Origin of the sequence: Anaerostipes butyraticus (genome assembly GCF_016586355.1) — a bacterium.
GTDB classification, from domain to species: domain Bacteria; phylum Bacillota; class Clostridia; order Lachnospirales; family Lachnospiraceae; genus Anaerostipes; species Anaerostipes butyraticus.
The window spans coordinates 172,458-193,687 of sequence record NZ_BLYI01000062.1 but is presented as its reverse complement, the minus strand read 5'-3'; the positions used below and the strand labels follow the sequence as shown (position 1 = coordinate 193,687).

Here is a 21,230-nt window from a genome sequence, read left to right as displayed (position 1 = left end):
AATACAAAGGAGACAGTATGGAAAGAAAATTAATGATCGCACCGTCTATGGGATGCTGTGACCTGTTTGATATGGAACGGCAGGTTCGCATCATTGATGAAAATTCTGATTTTCTTCATATGGATATTAAAGACGGTGTTTATGTGCCAAGTTTTGGAATTGGTCCGGAATTTCTGGAAGCGCTGAAAGATAAGGTAAAAACTCCGATGGATGCGCATCTGATGATCAAACATCCGCAGAAATATCTGGAAGTATTTGCAAAAGCAGGAGCGGCATACATAACCCCGCATACAGATTGTATTGAGGGTGATGCCTTTGTTACATTAAATAAAATTAAATCTCTGGGATGCAAGGCAGGAATTGCTTTAAATCCGTCTGTTCCGTTGACTACAATTGAATACTATCTGCCGCTCCTTGATAAGGTTACGGTTATGATCGTGGACGCAGGTATTTCAGGGCAGAAAGTAATTGAGCAGACATTTGATAAGATTCGTGATCTTGTAAAGATCCGTGAAGAAAAGGGACTGAACTTCCTGATCGAAGCGGACGGCTCTATGAACAAGGATGTATATCGTCCATTGTATGAGGCAGGAGCTGACATGGTAGTTCTTGGACCTCCGGCATTATGGAACAAAGCAGAGGATTTTGAGGAAGCCTGGAACATCATGGAAAATGAATTAAAAGAGGCATTGGAATAGCGAAAAACAACAGCTAAGAAAAGAGGAAAAACTATGAGTAATAATAATACTGGACGTGTCAGTGTTGGAGCAAGACTCGATCGTCTTCCAAACTCCAGCTGGCATATCAAAATGTGGCTGGTATCAGCCTTCGCATTGCTGGTATGCTGGTCTAACGGTATCAGTGGTGCGGTACAGAACATTCTTTTGAATGAGATACATTGGTTAGAGCCGGGATCTACTCTTCTGGCTATGTGGGGAACTACATATACAGTTGGTCAGCTGTTCGGAGCATTAGTTGGAGGTCCGATCGGTGATAAGATTGGCCGTAAGAAGAGTATTCTTTTATATGAAGCAATTCATATCGTTGCAATGATCGGTGGCATGGTTTCACCAAACGTTTATGTCCTTTATATCTTCAGGCTTGTACAGGGATTTGGACTGGGTGCTTTGCTGGTCGTATTGTTTGCGGCATTTACAGAGTATGTACCAGGAAGAAACCGTGGTGTATGGTCAAGTCGAAACTCTTTCATCGGAAACTGGGCTCATCCGATCTGCAACGGTATTGCATTTGTAATCGGTACAACAGGTGTGAGCATGGCAATGAACTGGAGAATCCAGTATGCGGTTCCATCCATTCTTTCCATTATTGCTTGTATCTTTATCATCAAGAAATATCCGGAATCTCCTAGATGGCTGGAAGCTCAGGGAAGAACGGAAGAAGCAGATGCAATTCTTGATCAGGTAGAGAAAGAGATCGAAGCATCTACAGGAAAACCACTTCCTCCAGTAGAAGAAGTAGAAACAAAAGCGGTACAGAACCTTCCATATTCTGCATTGTTTAAAGGAAAACTGTTAAGAAGAACGATTGTAGGATCTCTTGTACTGGTTGGTATGAATACAATTCAGTATACATTGATGACATGGATGCCTTCTCTGTTAGCATCCCTTGGATATGATACATCCAGCTCACAGTTCATGACAATGTTCGGATTGTTTGGAGCTCCGTTTGGAATTTTCCTTGCATCCTTATATATGGATAAAGTGCCGCGAAGAGTTTTAGGTGTTGTTCTTCTGCTTGCCATGGCGGTTCTGGGAGTTATCACAGGACAGCAGACAACAATGACTGCGCTGATTGTAACTACTTTCTTATTGAACACAACTATTTATATGTATGTATGCTATGCTTCTGCTGTATATGTACCGGAAATGTGGCCAACATCCGCAAAATTATCCGGATCCGGATTCTGTAACGCAGTGGGACGTTTAAGCAATATCTTCTTCCCATTCCTTGTAACTGCTGTTGCAGCAAGTTCATGGGGAAGCACAGGAGTGTTCGTATTAATTTCAGCAGTTGCAGTTATCCTTGCAATCTGTGTAGGACTCTTCGGTATTGAGACACGAGGAGAATCTGTTGAAGACATTGGTAATGTAGATTAAGTCATATCGCAAAAACGGAAAGGAAGTAGATAAAATGAAGAATACCGAAGCGATTTTGGTAACTCCAAAGAAATTTGAAATCCAGGAGTGCCCGGTTCCAGAACCGAAAGATCATGAAATTCTGATGAAAGTTGAATATGTTGGAATGTGTGGATCAGATATCCACGGATTTGAGTTTGGACCATTTATCCCTCCAAAAGATCCAAATCAGAAAATCGGTCTGGGACATGAGGTAGCTGGTGAAGTTGTAAAAGTCGGAGCGAAAGTTACAAAATTTAAACCGGGAGATAAAGTGCTGATTGAGCCAGGTGTACCGGATGATTCTTGTGAATACTGCCGTACCGGACGTTACAACATCTGCCCTGACGTAGATTTCATGGCAACACAGCCAAACTACAAAGGAGCATTATGTGAATATATGACGCATCCGGAAGAATGGACTTATCATGTTCCGGAAGGAATGTCCACAATGGAAGCCGCTCTGGTAGAGCCTGCAGCTGTTGGTATGCACGCAGCAATCTTAGGAGAAGCAAGACTTGGAAAGAGCATTGTGATTCTGGGAGCAGGAACCATCGGACTTATGGTGCTTCAGGCATGCAAGAGTCTTGGAGCAACTGATATTACGGTTGTAGACGTAATGCAGAAACGACTGGATCTGGCAATGAAACTGGGAGCTGCAAGAGTCATCAACGGAAAAGAACAGGATACAGTAGAAGTACTTCGTTCTGAAGAAATGTATGGAGACCATGGAGTAGAATTAGTATTCGAATGTGCCGGATCTGAATTTACAGCAAAACAGGCAGTTCAGATCGTAGCTCGTGGTGGAAAGATTATGATGGTTGGAACTCAGTCCGGTCCGGTACCGATTGACTTCTTAAAGATCAATCGTGAAGTTACGATCCAGACATCATTCCGTTACTGCAATAACTATCCACAGACGATTGAAGCAATCGCAACAGGTAAATTTAATGTTAAAGACATGGTAACACATATCTATGATTATAAAGATGTTCAGCAGGCATTCGAAGATGCAATTGATCCGGTGAAGAAAGCTGACATGGTAAAAGGTGTTATTAAGGTAGCTGAGTAAACAGGAGAATAAGGAGAAAAAATATGATTGCAGATATTAGATTTTGGGAACAGAAAGCAAGTGAAGGACATTATGCAATCCCGCATTTTAACGTATGGAATGCAGAAATGTTAATGGGAGTTATCGATGCGGCAGAAGAACTCCGTGCACCGATCATCATCTCTTTTGGTACAGGATTCGTTGGAAATACTTCTTTTGAAGATTTCTGCTATATGATGGAATCCATGGCTAAGAAAGCAACTGTACCGGTTATTTTACACTGGGATCACGGCCGCAACTGGACAATTCTGAAAAATGCGGCAGATCACTGCATGAATTCTGTTATGCGTGACGCTTCTGCTCTGCCATTTGAAGAAAATATTGCCGAAGTAAAACGCTGTGTTGATTATTTCCACAGATACAATATCCCGGTTGAAGCAGAACTTGGACATGTAGGAAATGAAACAGTATATGAAGAAGCGCTGGCTGAGTATGCTTATACTGATCCGGCACAGGCAAAAGAATTCGTAGAGCGTACAGGCTGTGATTCTCTTGCTGTAGCAGTTGGCAACGTACATGGTGTTTATACTGCAGAACCAAAAATCAGATTTGATATTATTGAAGAAGTAAAGAAAGAAGTCAGTGTACCGCTTGTTCTTCATGGAGCATCTGGTATCGGTGATGAAGATATCAAAAAGGCAATTCATTGTGGTATTGCTAAGATCAATATCCATACAGAGCTTTGCCAGGCTGCTATGGAAGCAATCAATGCTCATAAAGATGAACCGTTCCTGGCTCTTGAGCGTGAAGTGCGCAAAGCAGTAAAAGAACGTGCAATGTACAAGATCAAATTATTTGGTGATGATGGAAGGGCTGATGAATAAGTGGAAAAGAAATTAGATGTAATCTGCCTTGGTGCAGCGATTGTAGATATTCCACTTCAGCCAGTATCCAGAGATATCTTTGATATTGAATCCTATCCTGTCGACCGTATTGCAATGACGGTCGGCGGGGATGCTATGAACGAGGCGACGATCATCAGCCGCCTCGGTCATAAGACAGGCATCATCAGCTGCGTTGGAGACGACGCGGCAGGAAACTTTATTCTGGAATCCTGTGCGAAGGATCACATTGATTATGAAGGGATCAAAGTGGATCCGAACATTGATACTTCTATGAATGTGGGATTGGTAACAGCAGATGGTGAAAGAACATTTGTTACAAACAGAAATGGCAGCTTGTGGAAGACAAATATTGAACATGTAGATTTTGACAAGATGAGACAGGCAAAGATCTTATCTCTGGCAAGTATTTTCAATAATCCGCTGCTGGATGGAAAAACGCTGGTTAAGATTTTTAAGGAAGCGAAAAAAGCAGGCATGACCATATGCGCAGATATGATCAAGCCTCGGCTTGGTGAGACTCTGGATGATATCCGGGAAGCATTAAGTTATGTAGATTATTTCTTCCCTAACTTTGAGGAAGCGTGTCTGATGACAGGAGAGACAGAAGAAGAAAAAGTAGCAGACGTATTATACGGATGCGGCGTAAAGAACGTGATCATGAAGATTGGCAAGAGAGGATGCTATATCCGAAATGCCGATGGAGCAATGATTGTTCCTGCAGCGAAGGGAATTACCGCCATCGACACGATTGGAGCAGGAGACAATTTCGCTTCTGGATTCATCACAGGACTTCTGGATGGAAAAGATCTGAAGGAATGCGGAATTTACGCAAACTGTACAGCTGCTGTTTCCGTACAGTATGTAGGTGCGACAACTGGTGTTAAGAACAAGCAGATGGTAGAAGATATGCTTGCAAAATATCGTGAAGATTACAAATAGCAACGAAACATAATTCGAGAAAGGAATGCCGAAATGAAAACAATGAAATTAGGAAAAACAGGAATTGATATTTCAAGAATCGGTCTTGGTACCTGGTCTATTGGCGGAGGTTCTGCCTGGGGTGGAGACCATGAACTTCAGACGGTTGTAGATACAATCAGGGAAGCTCCGAAACTGGGCGTAAACTTAATTGATACAGCACCGGGATACAATTTTGGAAACAGCGAAAAAATCCTTGGAAAAGCATTGGAAGGCATGAACCGTGAAGATGTTGTCATCATTACAAAATGTGGTGTTACATGGGATCAGGAAATGAAAGGTGACATGTTCAATGTTGTAAACGGAATCCAGTTATACAAAAACTTAAACAGCGCATCTGTAAAGAAAGAGATCGAAGCATCTTTAGAGCGTCTGGGAACAGATTATGTTGATGTTTACATGACACACTGGCAGGCCATCGAAGGATCTGAATATTATGTTCCGATCAGAGAGACAATGGATGTGTTAAATGATTTAAAAGCACAGGGCAAGATTAAAGCAATCGGTGCTGCAAACGTAGATATCCATCATATTGAAGAGTATCTGAAATGGGGAGATCTGGACATTGTTCAGGCTAAATATTCTATCCTGGACCGCGGAATTGAAAATGATATTATTCCATGCTGCCGTGAAAACGGAGTGACAATTCAGGCATATTCACCATTGGAGATGGGTCTTTTATCTGGAACAATGCCAAGAGATTACAAACCAGTTGGAGCTCAGATTCCAAAGAAATGGTTCCAGCCGGATAATATGCAGGCTGCTATGGACATGATGGATCAGTGGAAACCATTATGCGAAAAATACAACTGCACAATCGCAAACCTGGCATTAGGATGGATCCTTGCACAGGGTGAATTCCTGAACTTATTAAGTGGTTCTACTACAACAGCAGAAATCGAAGAAAATGTTAAATCTGCAGAACTTGAATTAGAAGCAGATGATGTTGCTTACATGCGTGAATTAGCAGAATCCATTGACAAATAAAACACGATAAAGAAAGAGGCAGACCGATTAAAAGAGAAAAGAAAATTTACAAGGCATGTGAAACGCTCTTGACAGTATGTTCACAATGTAAAAAAGATGAAAAAATCTTAATTGTGACGGATGAACCGTCGATGGAAGTGGCCATGGCATTGTGGGATGCGGCTGAAGATTTTCCAAACCGCACACTTACCATGATGGATCCAAGAAAGATGCACGGTGAAGAACCTACAGATCTGGTAGCTGCGGCGATGCAGCAGGCTGATGTAATCTTCCGGGTGACAAAAATGTCGCTGACTCATACAATGGCAAGAAAGAAAGCCTGTCAGGCAGGCGCACGAGACTTGAATTGCTGTGATTATACAATGTCTATGCTGGAATCAGGCGGACTTTATACGGATTTTGAGGCTAACAGAAAGTTTGTAGACCAGATTGCAAAAGGTTTTGAAAACGGGAGTGAATGCCGTATCATATCCGACAAGGGAACGGATTACACTGCAAGCATCAAGGGCCACAAGGTTTCGCCTCAATATGGGATGAGTACCCGCAAAGGTGAGTTTTCTTCGCCGCCTGATATCGAGTGCGCAACAGGAGCTATACCCTTTACGGCCAACGGGACGATCGTTGTGGATGGAAGCATAACCCATCCGGAAATAGGAGTCCTTAAGGAACCTATTACGTTGGAGATAAAGGACAGCATCGTGCAGGAGATCAAAGGCGGAAAAGAGGCAGAGAAATTCCGAAAAGTTCTGGAGGAATTTCATGATCCCCGAGTCTACCAGGTAGGGGAAATCGGAGTAGGACTCAATCCCGATGCGAGCCTGTGCGGCCGGATGCTGGAAGACGAAGGCTGCTATGGGTATGTGCATGTGGCCCTTGGTAACAATGATACAAATTTACAGGATTGTCCGTTTCACATTGATATGATGTTTCAGTCACCTACGATCTTCGTAGATGAAAAAGTCATTCTGGACAAAGGAAATGTCGTGTTTGACTAAAATAAAATAAAACAGGAAGAGGCTCCTTTGGCATATCAGCCGGTATGATTCCGGAGGAGCCCCGTCCATTGGAGTAAATTTTCCTTGTTTTGGGTATTTCTCATTGAAATTTAGTCTCTGGGGTGTACAAAAAATGCGGAGGAGAAAAGTTATGGTCAATGATGTAAAGAAAAGAATAATAGAAAAAATCAGGCATAATCGCATTTCTACGGAAGAAATCGCCGATATCATGGGAAAGAAAGGCCTTTTTGAAAATGCTTTCCCGGTAAACAGAGGTCATTTTGCCGTAGGAAATATTAAATGGATTTATGCTTATAATGAATCAAACTGGAGTATTCATGAGCAGGCAAGAGACATTGAGAGAGGCGATATTGTACTGATTGAAGCATTTAACTGCGGAGAGAGGGCTACAATTGGTGAACTGGTTACAAAATTCATGCTCCTTCATCAGAGAGCAGAAGCAGTCATAAGCAATGCCAAATTAAGGGATGGCAGCGGACTGATCAAACATAATTATCCGGTATGGTGTAAAGGAATTACTCCGATCGGATGTTTTAACGTAAAAATTGACGAACCTTTAGATCCGGAAATTTACCGGACACACAAAGAAATGTATGACGGAAATATTGCCGTATGTGATGATTCCGGTGTCGTCATCATTCCAAAAGAACTGCACAACGAAGAATTTCTGGGAAAACTGGACTTTATAGCAGAACAGGAAGATATATGGTTTGAGTGCCTGGATGGCAGGAACTGGGATACTTATGATATCGTCTGTCTGAAAAAATATAAAGATGAAAAGGAACCCGGAAAATGATGAATCAATATATTTCAAAAATGGAAGGCTCTGCGTCCATGCGGTCGATGCAGATGGCGGCGGAGCTGAAAAGAAAAGGAGTTCCGGTCATTGACCTGGCAGGAGGAGAGCCAGATTTTGACACGCCTCTTAAGATCAGGGAACGAGCAAAACAGGCTCTGGACGCGGGACATACTCATTATGCGGTAGGCAGGGGAATTTATCCTCTGAGAGAGGCAATCTCGAAACAGCTTCAGGAAAAAAACGGAATTTATGTGGGCCCGGATCAGATTATTGTAACACCGGGAGGAAAATTTGGAATTTATCTGGCACTTACTTCAATCCTGAATCCTGGAGATGAAGTGCTTGTATTTGCTCCTTACTGGGTGTCATATGTGCCAATCATTAAAGCCTGCGGAGGAGTTCCGGTTATTGTACCGCTGACGGACAAGAATGATTACAAAATTGAACGAAAAATTGTGGAAGACAAGATTACTGACCGAACGAAAATGCTGATTATCAATTATCCTAATAATCCTACAGGAAGAATTCTGCATCAGGAAGAAGCTGAGATCCTAAGGGATATAATCTTGGAATATAATCTTTATGCGGTAGCAGATGAGATTTATGACGAGATTGTATTTGATGGGAAGAGAAATATCAGTCTGGCATCGTTTCCGGAAATCAAAGATGCTGTTGTTACTGTAAACGGATTTTCAAAATGTGCTGCAATGACAGGATGGAGAATCGGTTATACAGCAGCCAGTCAGGAAATCACAGACGTTATGTATCGTTTGTTTGAACATTCGATTACCGGCGTTAGTACATTTATCCAGGAAGCAGCTCTGGAAGTATTTGAATGTGAGACAGAACTGGAAGAAATGAGAAAGACTTATGAGGAGCGCCGGAACTATATGGTAACAGAAATCAATAAGATACCGGGTCTTTCCTGTAAGTGTCCGGAAGGAGCATTTTATCTCTGGATCAAGGTGGATACGGATCTTACCTCAGAACAGGTCTGTGAAAAGTTTCTGGAAGAAGGAAATCTGGTATGTGTTCCCAGTGATTCTTATGGTGAAACAAAAGCGGTATACGTGCGCTGCAGTTTTGCCAATGATATGAAAATCCTCCGAAAAGCAGTTGAAAAGTTTGCAAATGTCATTTTGAAATAAAAAATTTATATAATCCTGTGTTATAATTTAAACATCATTAAGATTAGTTACAGGATAACAAAACAAACTTTAGGACTGCATAGCCTGGCAGGCAGAACGGAGGAACTGATGAAAAATCGTTTAGAGAAAATTCGGGAAAAAATCAGCATTGAAAAAAAGGTGACCGTATCCGAGCTGAGTAAACTGTATAAAGTAACAGAAGAGACAATACGCAGAGACTTGGATAAACTGGAAGCCGAAGGATTTCTTACCAGATCATTTGGAGGCGCAGTGTTGAATAACACCTCTCAGAAAGAAAATATTCAGTTTTATAAGAGAGCCGCTATGAATCAGGAGGAGAAAAAAAGAATCGCTTCTCTGATTAGTGACATTTTAAGCAAAAAACGAGCGATTGCAACGGATGCCAGTACAACGGTAATGGAGGCAATCAAGCCGTTAAAAAGCAAGGAAATGATCATATTAAGCGCCTCGACAGAGATTTTTACCCAGCTGAGTGATACCAGCGTCAGGATCATATCGACGGGAGGAACGTTTAATTACAAAACATTATCTCTCCAGGGATCCGTAGCAAAGAATACTGTGAAGCGCTACCATGTGGATATGACGCTGATCAGCTGCAAAGGGCTGGATCTCGAGCTTGGAGTAACGGATACCAGTGAAAATGAGGCAGAGGTAAAAAAATGTATGATAGAGCAGGCAAAGGAAGTCGCACTGCTTGCAGATCATACAAAGTTTGGAAGGACAGCGTTTGCTCATCTGGCAAATCTGGAAGATCTGGATTATCTGGTGACTGACAGAAAACCAGATGATGAGTGGATAGAAATCTGTAAGAAAAAAGGAATAACGCTAATCTATTAGATAGATATAAATTCAATAAAAAGTTAACTTTCGTTAACTTCCTCCATAATAAAATGTGAAATTGTTCGTAAGTGGGCAATTTCATATTTTTTTTATGGAAAAGAATTTTGTTAATCAGGACTCTTTTTTGTTGACAAGGTTTTGAGAACAGGGGATAATAAAAAAAATTACAATTAGAAGAAAGCGAGGAAATATCAATGAAAAAACTATTGGTCTGGCTTATTGGAGCTTTGATGGCGGTATCACTGACCGCCTGTTCAGGAGGGAAACAGAATGCGTCTTCTGAAGCGGCAAAAACAACGAAGGAAGCCGCCGAGACAGCTTCAAAGAATGATAATAAAGAAGAGACCTGCAGCGTGGAAGTGACGTGCGCAAATCTTCTGGATCATAAGGATGATCTGGAATCTAATTACGAGATTCCATCGAAGGGAAAGATCTACAGCGGGAATGTAGAAGTGAAAGACGATGAGACAGCAATGTCTGTGCTGGAGAAGTCCGGTGTTAAGATTGACAAGAAAGATGGATACATTCAGGGAATCGATGGATTGTACGCAGGTGACTGTGGTGATTACAGCGGCTGGATGTATAAAGTCAATGGCAAAGTTCCGGACGTCGGAGCCGATGAATACAAGGTGAGCAAAGGCGACAAAGTCCAGTGGTATTATGTCTGTGATGAAGAGGATTTCTAAATGAAGACTGTTTTAAGCCGCCTGCATCCTGCTTCGGCATTTGTCTATCTGGCGGGAATCCTGATCATGGCGGCTTTGAACCGTCATCCATGGATGACATGCACCCAGCTTTTATGTCTTGGGGGAATTTATCTTTACTATGAAAGACGCCCTGGAAAGATACTTCCTTTTATAGGAATCATTCTTTTATCGGCGGTATTAAACGGGGTGTTCGTACAGAGGGGGAACACCGCAGCCGTGACTGCTGCAGGCAGGACAGTCACGGCGGAAGCCCTGCTTTATGGAGGGAATGCGGGAATTCTTCTTGTGAACGTCCTGTTTTTATTTTCTCTTTGGAACCGCTGTTTCAGACAAGAACACTGGGTGTATCTGTTTGGCTCTGCATTTCCCAAACTGGGAGTGATCCTTTCCATGGCAATGAATCTGATTCCGAAGTATCGGAAGCAGGCGGAGAAATTTTCCAATGTAAGAAAAGAATTATATAAGGAATCAGCTGTTCGAAGAGCGGCGGCGGTCTGCTCCATGGAACTTACATGGGCGTTTGAGTCTTCCATGGATCAGCTGGATTCCATGAATGCCAGAGGATATGGAACCGTCAAAAGAAGTCATTTCCATTTGTTTCAGTTTGGAAAACGGGACGGATGTTTTATGGCAGCAGCAGTTCTTCTGTTTTTGATCAATCTGTATGGTTTTTGGAAATTCTATGCTCATTTCTATTTCTATCCGGAAGTCCGATGGGGCGGATTTGATTTGAAGGATTTTTGCTTTGTCTTGTGTATGGGGATTCAGATATTGCTTCCATTGCTGTTTTGGGAAGGAGGAAAGAAATTATGTATCAGATAAAACATCTGTCGTTTCAGTATGCCATGGCAGAGAAGGAGGCTCTCAGGGATATTTCCATGGAAATTGAAGAAGGAACCCTGACTCTGCTGACCGGCCCCAGCGGAAGCGGAAAATCAACGCTGCTCCGTCATTTGAAAAAAGAGCTGATGCCGGCCGGCAGGAGAAGCGGCAGTATCTGGTACAAGGGAACAGACTTGAAACAGCTGGAGCCGGAGCGTTCCGCGGCTGAAATCGGCTATTTGTTTCAAAATCCTTCTCATCAGATGGTGATGGATACGGTATGGCATGAAATTGCCTTTGGACTTGAGAACCTGGGGACGCCTTACGGACAGATGAAACGCACAGTGGCGGAGATTGTAAATTACTGCAATCTGCAGAGGATTTATGACAGGCCGGTCTGTGATCTGTCAGGAGGGGAAAAACAGCTGGTAAATCTTGCGGCTCTGGCAGCCATGCATCCGAAGGTTCTGCTTCTGGATGAACCTGCGGCATGGCTGGATCCGGCGGGGAAAAAAAGCTTTTTGGCAATGGTGGAAATGCTGCAGAAGGAATTTCAGATGACCATCGTCATGGCGTCTCATGACCTGGAAGATATCATGGAGAAAGCAGACCAGTGTATTTTTCTGAAAGACGGACAGATTCTGGCAGAAGGAACTCCTGTTCATGCGGCAGAGAAACTGTGGGAACAGGGGAAAGATATGGAGGCATTTTTGCCGCAGACCATTCGCCTGTCAAAAAGAATAAAAGGAACGCCTGATTTTTCCATGGCGTCCCTGCGCCGGACGATGCAAAAGGTGCCGTATGAAATTATTTACAGGAAGGAATGTAAAGTTTCCGGGGATCTCGTTTTAAAGGTCCGGGGAATGTATGCAGGCTGTCAGGAACGGGAAATCCTGAAAAATTTTTCAATGGATTTGAGACAGGGTGAGTTCCTTGCGGTTCTGGGCGCCAATGGAAGCGGAAAAACAACGCTTTTGAAATGCATTTCCGGCCAGATGAAACGGTCGGGCAAAGTACGGATGAAAGGCAGATGTGCCGTTCTTCCCCAGGAGGCGGAACTGCTTTTTGCAAAGGATCGTTTAGAAGATGATCTGAAGGAAAATATGAGAGAAGAGCCCTGTCAGCTGGAGGAGTATATTGATCTTTTTGGTCTGCGGGAACAGCTGGGAAGACATCCTTATGATTTGAGCGGAGGTCAGCAGCAGATGGCGGCGCTGATCAAAGTTCTGATGGCAGATCCGGATATTCTGATGCTGGATGAGCCTACAAAAGGTATGGACCGATTTCATAAAATGAAACTGGGACGGATCCTGAAGATCCTGTGCAGCCGGGGAAAGTCGATATTGTGTGTGACTCATGATATGGAGTTTGCCGCAGCGTTTGCTGACCGGGTCGGAATGATGTTTGACGGGAAACTGGAGGGGATGGAAAGACCGCGGGATTTCTTTACAGGAAATTACTTTTATACAACGATGGTGGCGAAAATTACGAGAGATATGCCGAAGCCGGCCGTGCTGCCGGAGGAGGTGAGATACCTGTGAGTATTCCGATTGTTCTGCTGGCGGCAGTATCATGTATTCCATACTATTATAAATATGAGAAGAAAAAACCTCAGACAAGAGAACATGTGGTGCTGGCAGTTATGACTGCGCTGACGGTCATATCCAGGATGATTTTTGCTCCGGTTCCGGGATTCAAGCCGGTGGCGGCGATGGTGATGATCTGCGGCATGGCATTTGGAAGGGAATCCGGTTTTCTCTGCGGATCTCTGTCAGCTTTTGTATCGAATTTCTTTTTCGGGCAGGGGCCATGGACGCCGTTTCAGATGATTGCGTGGGGAAGCATCGGATGGTTTTCCGGCATGTTAAATCGAACGGGACAGATGGAAAAGAGAAGGATACGGACAGCGGTATTTGGAATCCTTGCAGGAATCTGGTATTCTTTGGTCATGAATCTGTGGGTTGTGATCGGAGCGGGAGAGGGCCTTGAATGGATCCGGTATGGAGCGGTTTTTATCACCTCTCTTCCGGTGACTGCCGAGTACTGTGTCTCTAATGTTCTCTTTTTATGGATTCTGGTTCCAGGTTTCATGAAACGGCTGAACCGAGTAAAATATAAATACGGATTTTTTGAGTTTTAAGAAATGAAGGCAGGAGTGATTAGATGAAGATATCAGAAATATTGAAAAAAAAGGCGACCATTTCTTTTGAAGTGTTTCCGCCTAAAAATAAGGATGGGGATATTTCCTCTATTTATCATACCATAGAGAGACTGGCGGATCTGTCACCGGATTTTATCAGTGTTACATATGGAGCCGGAGGATCCAGCAAGGGAAAAACTGTAGAAATTGCAAAAATGATCAAAGACCGCTATGGAATTGAATCTGTTGCGCATTTAAGCTGCATCACATCTACCAGGGAAGATATTCTGAAAGAATGTGAGAGTCTGAAGGAAGCAGGGATTGATAATATCCTGGCGCTGAGAGGAGATTATCCAAGCGGTGATCAGGCATTTGACGCAGATGCCATGGAGTTTCACTATGCCAGTGAACTGGACTATTTTATCAGAGAACATTTTCCGGGGCAGTTTTGTCTGTCCGGAGCCTGTTATCCGGAAACACATCAGGAAGCGGATGGATTTAAAAATGATCTGCAGGCGCTGAAAAAGAAGGTAGATGCAGGAGCAGAATATCTGGTATGTCAGATTTTCTTTGATAATAAATATTATTACCGTCTGGTCCGTGAAGCGAGAAAGATTGGAATCCAGGTTCCGATTCTTGCGGGAATCATGCCAATTACCAATGCAAAATCCCTGATTCGTATGACAAGGATGTGCGGATGTTCCATTCCGTATCAGCTGTCTACCATGATTGAAGCTCATTATGATAATCCTGCGGTTATGCAGGAGATCGGAATTAATTATGCGGCGCAGCAGATGATCGATCTGATTACAAACGGGGTGGACGGCATTCATATTTATACAATGAACCGTCCGGAGATCGCAGAAAGCATTTTCCGAAATATTCCAAATGTACTGAAGGAACTGAATCATCATGATTAAGAAGGCAGCACTTAGATATCTGGGATATGGAAGCCAAAAGGCATCACAGCAGGTGGAAATCCTTTTGGATGAGTGCATTGAAGAAATAAAACAGACGGCTCAGCCGAAAGCAGCGGCGGCGCTGTTTCATCTGGATCATGAGCCTCTCTGTATCCATGAGACCGGGGATCTGATTCCGGGGAAACAGATGGAAGAACTCCTGGCAGACTGTGAAAAGTGTCTGCTGACGGGCGGGACCCTGGGGACGGCCATGGAACGAAAGATCAAGATGTATGAGAAGGTCAATATGACGAAGGCTGTGGTCATGGATGCCGCGGCAAGCGCTTATCTGGAAGTGTTCTGTGATGAATACGAAGAAAATCTCGGATTTCCGGACCGGACATACCGCGCCTGCCCGGGATATGGGGATTTTCCTATAGAGTTTAATAAAAAAATTGCAAAGATCCTGGATGTATCAAAAAAATTAGGGATTTCAATGACAGAATCAGGTCTTATGATTCCTCAAAAGTCAATGCTGGGAGTCGTGGGGATTGGCAATACCGGCCGGAAAAAGAACTGCAGGGACTGCGTAAGAGAAAAAGACTGCCCTTTTAGAAAGCGAGGAGAAAGATGCTACGAGATAGAATAGGAAAAGAGCTGCTGATATTTGACGGAGCCATGGGAACCCAGCTTCAGAAGGCTGGACTGGGCGCAGGTGACATCCCGGAAGAACTGAACATAGAACAGCCGGAACTTTTGAAGAAGATTCATAAAAGTTATCTGGAAGCCGGGGCTGATTTTGTTACGACCAATACCTTTGGATGTAATTGCCTGAAGATGGCAGAAGCGAAATATGAGGCAGAAGAGATGCTGCAGGCAGCAGTAAAGAATGCGAAAGAGGCAAGAAGAGAAGCAGGACGGGAGCAGGATGCTTATATTGCGCTGGATATCGGGCCTATCGGCCAGCTTCTGGAGCCTATGGGAACGCTGACTTTTGATGAGGCTTATGAAATTATTAAAAAGCAGATCATGGCAGTAAAAGACCAGGTGGATGTCGTGCTGTTTGAAACTATGAGTGACCTGTATGAAGTGAAGGCAGGAGTCCTTGCGGTAAAGGAAAATACAGATCTTCCGGTTTTTGTAACAATGACATTTGAAGAAAATGGCCGAACCTTATCAGGAAATGATCCAGAGACTTTTGTAAACGTGGCAGAAGGTCTGGGGGTGGATGCGCTGGGCGTCAATTGTTCTCTCGGTCCAAAGGAATTGAAACCGATCATCAGCCGCATTTTAAATGAGGCGTCAGTGCCGGTAATCCTGCAGCCAAATGCAGGACTTCCGTGCCTGGAACATGGAGAGACACATTATCATGTGACGCCGGAAGAATATGTGGAAGAGATGAAGGGTTATATGGAAGAAGGAGCTGCCATAGCAGGGGGATGCTGTGGAACTACACCGGAGTTTATCCGTCAGCTGGCTCAGGCGGCGCCGAAAATGACAGCGCCAAGAGCAGTGAAGAAAAAGACAAAAACATCCGGTCCGACTCAGACGGTTGTCTTTGGGGACAAGGTGATCGTCTGTGGTGAGAGATTAAATCCTACCGGAAAAAAGAAAATGAAACAGGCGCTTTTGGACGAACGGTATGAGGAGCTGGTTGTGGAAGCCATCCGTCAGGAAGAAGCAGGAGCCCAGGTGCTGGATGTTAATGTAGGGCTTCCGGGAATTGACGAGCCGGAAACCATGAAAAAGGTGATAAAGATGCTTCAGGAAGTTGTGACAGTTCCTCTCCAGATTGACAGTTCCAGCCCGGAAGCAATCGAAAAGGCCTGCAGATACTACAATGGAAAACCGATCATCAATTCAGTTAACGGAAAAGATGAGGTTATGGACGCTGTGTTCCCGATCGTGCGAAAATATGGCGGGGTTGTGATCGGGCTGACGCTGGATGAAGGAATCCCGCTGAAGGCAGAAGAACGGTTTGAAATTGCCAAAAAGATCATAAAGAAAGCGGAAGAATACGGAATCGGAAAAGAAGATATCATCATTGACTGTCTGACACTGACAGCATCTGCTCAGCAGAAAGAAGTGAAAGAAACGCTGCGCGCCATGAAAATGGTGAAGGAGCTGGGAGTTCATACGGTGCTTGGTGTTTCCAATGTCTCTTTTGGTCTTCCAAACCGCCCGCTTCTGAACCGGACATTTTTGACTTTGGCCATGGAAGCAGGTCTGGATCTTCCGATCATCAATCCGCTGGACAAAGAATTGATGGGAACCATAGATGCTTTTCATGTGCTTTTTTACAAAGATATAGACAGCCAGATTTATATCCGGAATCAGTCCAGGGAGACGATAAAGAAAGAACCATCAGAAAAAACGTCTTTTGGGCTGAGAGATGTGATCATGCACGGGCTGAAAGATGAAGTGGAGGCAGCAGTGAGGGAAAAGCTGTCCCAGAAAGAACCTCTTGCTGTGATCAATGAGGAAATCATACCGGCTCTGGATGACGTAGGAAAAGATTATGAAACGGGAAAGATCTTCCTGCCTCAGCTGATTCAGTCAGCGGAAACGACAAAGATGGCTTTTGAAATCATAAAGGGATCGTTCGCTTTGAAAGAAGGGGAAGAAAAAGGACCGGTTCTTATGGCAACGGTAGAAGGAGACATCCATGATATAGGGAAGAATATCGTAAAAGTCGTCCTGGAAAGTTATGGATACCGGGTGATCGATCTCGGAAAAGATGTGAAGATTGAAGACGTGGTGGAAGCAAACAGGAAGTATCATCCAAAGGCCATCGGATTAAGCGCGCTTATGACAACGACAGTGGCGTCTATGGAAAGAACCATTCAGGCACTGCGGGCAGACGGATGCCAGGTTCCGGTCTGGGTTGGAGGAGCGGTTCTGACAGCTGATATCGCACAGGATATCGGTGCGGATTATTATACGGAGGACGCTATGGCATCTGTTAATCTGCTGGAAAAGATTCTGAAATAGAAAGATTTGCAAAGCTGTATAAATTTGACAAAAGATGGGCAAAATGATAAAATTATATTTAAACTATGTGGATCGTGTATACAATCTGCATATGGAATGAGGTGAATTTCATGACACAATTAGACCTGCAACGAGTTCGTCAGTCAATTAATCAGCAAATCGGAAACAGAATTAAAATCAGCGCAAACCGGGGGCGGCACAAGTTTGAAACTGCCCAGGGAATCATAAGAGAAACCTATCCCAACATTTTTCTGGTGGAGATCGAAGATGAATCCGGAAAGGATCAGAATAAGACCGTAAGCTTCAGTTATCAGGATGTGATCACGAAAGATGTACGGATGATACTGCTGGAAAATTAATTGAATGATGAAGGCATAGAAACCTCTCTGTCTGAATATATTGGTATATACAGACAGGGAGGAATTTTTATGGAATTTAATAAGAAAGATTTTTATGGAATTGCATCGAAAGACAGGAAACGGGTACAGATCACCATAGATCAGGACTGCAATGTTCCGGATACCAAACCGGATGTGGAAAAGATGATACAGACAAAGGGGATTGTGCAGGTTCAGGAAACTGAAATGATGGTAGACCGGATCCGGATGAAAGGAGAATTGAAGTTTCAGGGACTTTATGGCACCAGTGATCCGCGCACATTTCTGGAATCACTGGAATATTCTCTCCCGTTTGAGGAGTACATACATATTGACGGAGTCATACCGGCAGATTATGTAAAAGTAAGATATACGATTGATGATATTAACACGGTCCTGATTAATTCCAGGAAATTGAGCATTCGTGTGCTTCTGACGTTTATTCTTCAGGTGAATGAGGAGATGAAAGAAGAAGCTATCGTAGATATTTATGACGAAGATGTTTCTACCCTGAAAAAAGAAATTCAGGTAACGGATCTGATTGTGAATAAAAAAGACATTGCAAGGCTGAAGGAAGAACTGGTTCTTCCGGCGAATAAAGCCAATCTTTATGAAATTCTCTGGAGTCAGATCGATATGGAAAATCTTCAGGGAAAAATCGGAGATCATGTCATTGAAATTCAGGGAACAATGCACGTATTTCTGCTGTACCTCGGAGAAGATGACCAGATGCCGGTGCAGTATGCCAGATGGGAAGTGCCGGTTGCGACAGAGATGGAATGTTATGAATGTGCTCCGGGCATGGTAGGAAGGATCGGGCTTACACTGGGAAGCCAGCAGCTGGAAGTCCGGCCGGATGCAGATGGAGAAGAACGGGTAATCTCGGTAGACGCGACACTGGACTGTGATATTAAGATTTATGAAGATCAGACTCTTTCCTATGTAGATGACGGTTATACAATGCGGGCAAAGCTCATTCCAGAATACAAGATCTTTGATTTTGAAACATTGATCGGAAAAAATCAGGCAATCATGAAAACGGTAAAAAATTTCCCAATCAAACAGGAACCGGGAAAGCTGCTCCAGGTGCTGACAGTCAAGGGAAGCTGCAGTGTGGATGATGTGGAAGTGACAGAGCAGGGATTAAAGGCAGAAGGAGTCTGGATGGCAGACGTTCTGTACCTTTCAACGGATGATCAGATGCCGGTCATGAGTGATTCTTATATGGAGCCGTTTTCATTTTTTATCGAGGCAAAGGGGCTGACAGGAGAAGATGATTATCAGCTGGATGTCCGGCTGGATCAGATGACAGCAGTTCCGACAGAAGGAAATGAAATCGAGATCAAGGCTGCGGTGGTGTTTGATTTTATCTCTTTCCGAAAGAAAAAGCAGAGAGTTATGACAGATATTAAGGAAGAGCCCCTGGATTATGACGCCATTCAGAAAATACCCGGAATCGTAGGGTATATTGTCAAAGAGGGCGACAGTCTCTGGTCCATTGCAAAAAATTATTTTACTACAGTGGAGAGCATTCAGGAGCAAAACGGAGGAGTGGAAGAGGTAAATCCCGGGGATCGTCTGCTGATCGTGAAAGAAATGGGAAATCAATAGAGCGGACAGAGGAAAAGGCAAGAAATAAAGATTGCATTTTTTTTAGAACAATATTATAATACTTTGTATACATGATATAAAAAAGTTGCAGATCAAATATGCGGAAGGAGCACATTATGGATCGTATCGTTCTAAAATCGTTCGGGAAAATCAATCTTGGTTTGGATGTCGTCAGAAGGCGGACGGATGGATATCATGAAGTTCGTATGATCATGCAGACCGTCGGCCTTTGTGATACGCTGACGATGAGAAAAACAAAGGGAGAAAAGATTTCTATGAAGTGTGATCTTTCTTTCCTGCCCACAGATCGGAAAAACTTGGTATATCAGGCCATCGAACTTATGAAAGAGAGATATCATATTTCCTCCGGCGTAGCAGTTGATTTGAAGAAAAGGATCCCGGTAGCGGCAGGCATGGCAGGGGGAAGTTCCAACTGCGCTGCGGCGATTAAAGGAATGAGCCAGCTGTTCGGACTGGATCTTTCCATAGAAGAAATGTGCGAGATCGGAGTTTCACTGGGAGCGGACGTTCCATACTGCATCTGGGGAAAGACGGCTCTTGCGGAGGGAATCGGAGAGAAACTGACGAGGCTTTCTCCGATGCCGGACTGCTGGATCCTGATCGCGAAACCGGGGATCAGTGTGTCTACCGCGTTCGCGTATAAGAATTTGAAGCTGGATCAGCTGGAAAAACATCCGGATATTGATGGAATGATAAGAGACCTGGAGAATCAGGATCTGGATGGGATCTGCAGCAAACTGGAAAATGTCCTGGAGACTGTGACGATTCCGAAGCATCCGGTTATTCGTGATCTGAAGGAACATTTACTGGAACACGGAGCAGAGGGGGCGCTCATGAGCGGAAGCGGGCCGACGGTTTTTGGAATTTATAAAGAGAAACATACGGCACGCAGAGCGCTGGAATCTCTGAGAGGAATACAGGATGTCAAGCAGGCTTATGTGGTCAGACCAGTATAACAATAGAGGAAGCAGGAGGAAGAAACGATGAGTGATAAATTAAAAGTAAATATGAATGAATACCTGCCTCTTAGAGATGTGGTATTTAATACGCTGCGCCAGGCAATCATAACCGGTGAATTCGCTCCGGGAGAACGTCTGATGGAAATTGCCCTGGCAAACCGTCTGGGAGTCAGCCGGACGCCAGTCAGAGAAGCCATCAGAAAACTGGAACTGGAAGGCCTGGTTGTGATGATTCCAAGAAAAGGCGCAGAGGTTGCCAAGATTACGGAAAAAGATCTGAGGGATGTCCTGGAAGTCAGAAGTTCTTTGGAGGAACTTGCCGCAGAACTTGCCGCAGAACGTATGAATGATGAAGTGAAAGAAAAGCTTGAGAAAGCGCTCAAAGAATTTGAGGAAGCCATTGAGTCAGATGACAATGCCGCCATTGCGGACAGTGACGTAGACTTTCATGATGTGATCTTTGAGGCGACCGGCAATGCAAGACTGATCCAGATTATCAATAATCTGAGAGAACAGATGTATCGCTATCGTTTGGAATATGTAAAAGATACAGAATATCACACGGTGCTTCTCAATGAACATCGGGAACTGGCGAAAGCAATGGTTGAAGGCAGAAAAGAAGATGCCAGAAAGATTATGAAGAGGCATATCGATAATCAGGAAATGACGGTGATCCGCAACATAAAAGAAGAAAATTAAAAGAAGAGTGGTCGTTTCCCTCCCGGACTGACAGTTGTGCTGTCATCCGGGAGGGATTTTTTCTGCATAAAATGAGGCGCCTTTTTCCATAATAACAGATAACAGGAAAAAGAAAGAGGCGGTT

The 21,230-nt window shown here is 43.8% G+C and carries 21 protein-coding genes; all 21 read left to right on the top strand.

Annotated features, from left to right (window positions below; all coding sequences use genetic code 11):
- The first annotated feature begins 17 nt into the window (after positions 1–17).
- The 21 genes from JMF81_RS13840 (at position 18) to JMF81_RS13740 (ending at position 21,106) form a co-directional block, all read left to right on the top strand.
- Positions 18–698, top strand: a complete 681-nt coding sequence (locus JMF81_RS13840; RefSeq protein WP_201312020.1) for a beta/alpha barrel domain-containing protein — start codon at positions 18–20, stop codon at positions 696–698.
- 33 nt (positions 699–731) lie between these two features.
- The gene (locus JMF81_RS13835; RefSeq protein WP_201312019.1) at positions 732–2,117 is read left to right on the top strand and encodes an MFS transporter; all 1,386 of its coding nucleotides are present in this window, start codon (positions 732–734) and stop codon (positions 2,115–2,117) included.
- Between the two features lie 34 nt (positions 2,118–2,151).
- Positions 2,152–3,207 carry an NAD(P)-dependent alcohol dehydrogenase gene (locus JMF81_RS13830; RefSeq protein WP_201312018.1) on the top strand — a complete coding sequence of 352 codons (1,056 nt, stop codon included), beginning with the start codon at positions 2,152–2,154 and terminating at the stop codon, positions 3,205–3,207.
- Between the two features lie 23 nt (positions 3,208–3,230).
- Positions 3,231–4,070 carry a class II fructose-bisphosphate aldolase gene (locus JMF81_RS13825; RefSeq protein WP_201312017.1) on the top strand — a complete coding sequence of 280 codons (840 nt, stop codon included), beginning with the start codon at positions 3,231–3,233 and terminating at the stop codon, positions 4,068–4,070.
- Positions 4,071–5,030: a carbohydrate kinase family protein gene (locus JMF81_RS13820; RefSeq protein WP_201312016.1), complete on the top strand. Its 960-nt coding sequence runs from the start codon at positions 4,071–4,073 to the stop codon at positions 5,028–5,030.
- A 33-nt stretch (positions 5,031–5,063) separates the two neighbouring features.
- Entirely contained in the window at positions 5,064–6,056 is a 993-nt protein-coding gene (gene ydjG, locus JMF81_RS13815; protein ID WP_201312015.1) for an NADH-dependent methylglyoxal reductase, read from the top strand.
- A 68-nt stretch (positions 6,057–6,124) separates the two neighbouring features.
- Entirely contained in the window at positions 6,125–7,051 is a 927-nt protein-coding gene (locus tag JMF81_RS13810) for an aminopeptidase (protein WP_201312014.1), read from the top strand.
- Between the two features lie 151 nt (positions 7,052–7,202).
- A complete protein-coding gene (locus tag JMF81_RS13805) occupies positions 7,203–7,868 on the top strand; it encodes an RraA family protein (RefSeq protein ID WP_201312013.1) in 666 nt (221 codons plus the stop codon).
- Complete coding sequence (locus JMF81_RS13800) at positions 7,865–9,019, top strand: pyridoxal phosphate-dependent aminotransferase (protein ID WP_201312012.1); 1,155 nt, start codon at positions 7,865–7,867, stop codon at positions 9,017–9,019. Before JMF81_RS13805 ends, JMF81_RS13800 begins: the two co-directional genes overlap by 4 nt.
- Positions 9,020–9,127: 108 nt before the next feature.
- Positions 9,128–9,877 carry a DeoR/GlpR family DNA-binding transcription regulator gene (locus JMF81_RS13795; protein WP_201312011.1) on the top strand — a complete coding sequence of 250 codons (750 nt, stop codon included), beginning with the start codon at positions 9,128–9,130 and terminating at the stop codon, positions 9,875–9,877.
- A 197-nt stretch (positions 9,878–10,074) separates the two neighbouring features.
- Positions 10,075–10,566 (top strand): DUF4430 domain-containing protein, encoded by a 492-nt coding sequence (locus JMF81_RS13790; RefSeq protein WP_201312010.1) that lies wholly within the window; start codon positions 10,075–10,077, stop codon positions 10,564–10,566.
- Positions 10,567–11,409, top strand: a complete 843-nt coding sequence (locus JMF81_RS13785) for an energy-coupling factor transporter transmembrane component T (RefSeq protein WP_201312009.1) — start codon at positions 10,567–10,569, stop codon at positions 11,407–11,409.
- On the top strand, positions 11,397–12,950 hold the full coding sequence (locus JMF81_RS13780) for an ABC transporter ATP-binding protein (RefSeq protein ID WP_201312008.1): 1,554 nt from the start codon (positions 11,397–11,399) through the stop codon (positions 12,948–12,950). The genes JMF81_RS13785 and JMF81_RS13780 overlap by 13 nt, the downstream gene beginning before the upstream one ends.
- Positions 12,947–13,549, top strand: coding sequence for an ECF transporter S component (locus JMF81_RS13775; RefSeq protein ID WP_243282676.1), 603 nt, complete (start codon positions 12,947–12,949; stop codon positions 13,547–13,549). Before JMF81_RS13780 ends, JMF81_RS13775 begins: the two co-directional genes overlap by 4 nt.
- Positions 13,550–13,572: 23 nt before the next feature.
- Complete coding sequence (gene metF / locus JMF81_RS13770) at positions 13,573–14,469, top strand: methylenetetrahydrofolate reductase [NAD(P)H] (RefSeq protein WP_201312007.1); 897 nt, start codon at positions 13,573–13,575, stop codon at positions 14,467–14,469.
- Entirely contained in the window at positions 14,462–15,097 is a 636-nt protein-coding gene (locus JMF81_RS13765; protein WP_201312006.1) for a vitamin B12 dependent-methionine synthase activation domain-containing protein, read from the top strand. The genes metF and JMF81_RS13765 overlap by 8 nt, the downstream gene beginning before the upstream one ends.
- On the top strand, positions 15,079–17,439 hold the full coding sequence (locus JMF81_RS13760; RefSeq protein WP_201312005.1) for a homocysteine S-methyltransferase family protein: 2,361 nt from the start codon (positions 15,079–15,081) through the stop codon (positions 17,437–17,439). Before JMF81_RS13765 ends, JMF81_RS13760 begins: the two co-directional genes overlap by 19 nt.
- 110 nt (positions 17,440–17,549) lie before the next feature.
- On the top strand, positions 17,550–17,798 hold the full coding sequence (locus tag JMF81_RS13755) for a Veg family protein (RefSeq protein WP_201312004.1): 249 nt from the start codon (positions 17,550–17,552) through the stop codon (positions 17,796–17,798).
- Positions 17,799–17,867: 69 nt separating this feature from the next.
- Positions 17,868–19,427, top strand: coding sequence for a DUF3794 and LysM peptidoglycan-binding domain-containing protein (locus JMF81_RS13750; protein ID WP_201312003.1), 1,560 nt, complete (start codon positions 17,868–17,870; stop codon positions 19,425–19,427).
- Positions 19,428–19,543: 116 nt separating this feature from the next.
- On the top strand, positions 19,544–20,404 hold the full coding sequence (ispE, locus tag JMF81_RS13745) for a 4-(cytidine 5'-diphospho)-2-C-methyl-D-erythritol kinase (protein WP_201312002.1): 861 nt from the start codon (positions 19,544–19,546) through the stop codon (positions 20,402–20,404).
- 27 nt (positions 20,405–20,431) lie between these two features.
- Positions 20,432–21,106, top strand: coding sequence for a GntR family transcriptional regulator (locus JMF81_RS13740; RefSeq protein WP_201312001.1), 675 nt, complete (start codon positions 20,432–20,434; stop codon positions 21,104–21,106).
- The last annotated feature ends 124 nt before the right edge of the window (positions 21,107–21,230 follow it).

Excerpts from the sequence above, each read along its gene's own strand:
- JMF81_RS13840 (WP_201312020.1), top strand. The coding sequence starts at position 18 with ATGGAAAGAAAATTAATGATCGCACCGTCTATGGGATGCTGTGACCTG.
- JMF81_RS13835 (WP_201312019.1), top strand. The coding sequence starts at position 732 with ATGAGTAATAATAATACTGGACGTGTCAGTGTTGGAGCAAGACTCGAT.
- JMF81_RS13830 (WP_201312018.1), top strand. The coding sequence starts at position 2,152 with ATGAAGAATACCGAAGCGATTTTGGTAACTCCAAAGAAATTTGAAATC.
- JMF81_RS13825 (WP_201312017.1), top strand. The coding sequence starts at position 3,231 with ATGATTGCAGATATTAGATTTTGGGAACAGAAAGCAAGTGAAGGACAT.
- ydjG (WP_201312015.1), top strand. The coding sequence starts at position 5,064 with ATGAAAACAATGAAATTAGGAAAAACAGGAATTGATATTTCAAGAATC.
- JMF81_RS13805 (WP_201312013.1), top strand. The coding sequence starts at position 7,203 with ATGGTCAATGATGTAAAGAAAAGAATAATAGAAAAAATCAGGCATAAT.
- JMF81_RS13800 (WP_201312012.1), top strand. The coding sequence starts at position 7,865 with ATGATGAATCAATATATTTCAAAAATGGAAGGCTCTGCGTCCATGCGG.
- JMF81_RS13795 (WP_201312011.1), top strand. The coding sequence starts at position 9,128 with ATGAAAAATCGTTTAGAGAAAATTCGGGAAAAAATCAGCATTGAAAAA.
- JMF81_RS13790 (WP_201312010.1), top strand. The coding sequence starts at position 10,075 with ATGAAAAAACTATTGGTCTGGCTTATTGGAGCTTTGATGGCGGTATCA.
- JMF81_RS13785 (WP_201312009.1), top strand. The coding sequence starts at position 10,567 with ATGAAGACTGTTTTAAGCCGCCTGCATCCTGCTTCGGCATTTGTCTAT.
- JMF81_RS13780 (WP_201312008.1), top strand. The coding sequence starts at position 11,397 with ATGTATCAGATAAAACATCTGTCGTTTCAGTATGCCATGGCAGAGAAG.
- metF (WP_201312007.1), top strand. The coding sequence starts at position 13,573 with ATGAAGATATCAGAAATATTGAAAAAAAAGGCGACCATTTCTTTTGAA.
- JMF81_RS13765 (WP_201312006.1), top strand. The coding sequence starts at position 14,462 with ATGATTAAGAAGGCAGCACTTAGATATCTGGGATATGGAAGCCAAAAG.
- JMF81_RS13760 (WP_201312005.1), top strand. The coding sequence starts at position 15,079 with ATGCTACGAGATAGAATAGGAAAAGAGCTGCTGATATTTGACGGAGCC.
- JMF81_RS13755 (WP_201312004.1), top strand. The coding sequence starts at position 17,550 with ATGACACAATTAGACCTGCAACGAGTTCGTCAGTCAATTAATCAGCAA.
- JMF81_RS13750 (WP_201312003.1), top strand. The coding sequence starts at position 17,868 with ATGGAATTTAATAAGAAAGATTTTTATGGAATTGCATCGAAAGACAGG.
- ispE (WP_201312002.1), top strand. The coding sequence starts at position 19,544 with ATGGATCGTATCGTTCTAAAATCGTTCGGGAAAATCAATCTTGGTTTG.
- JMF81_RS13740 (WP_201312001.1), top strand. The coding sequence starts at position 20,432 with ATGAGTGATAAATTAAAAGTAAATATGAATGAATACCTGCCTCTTAGA.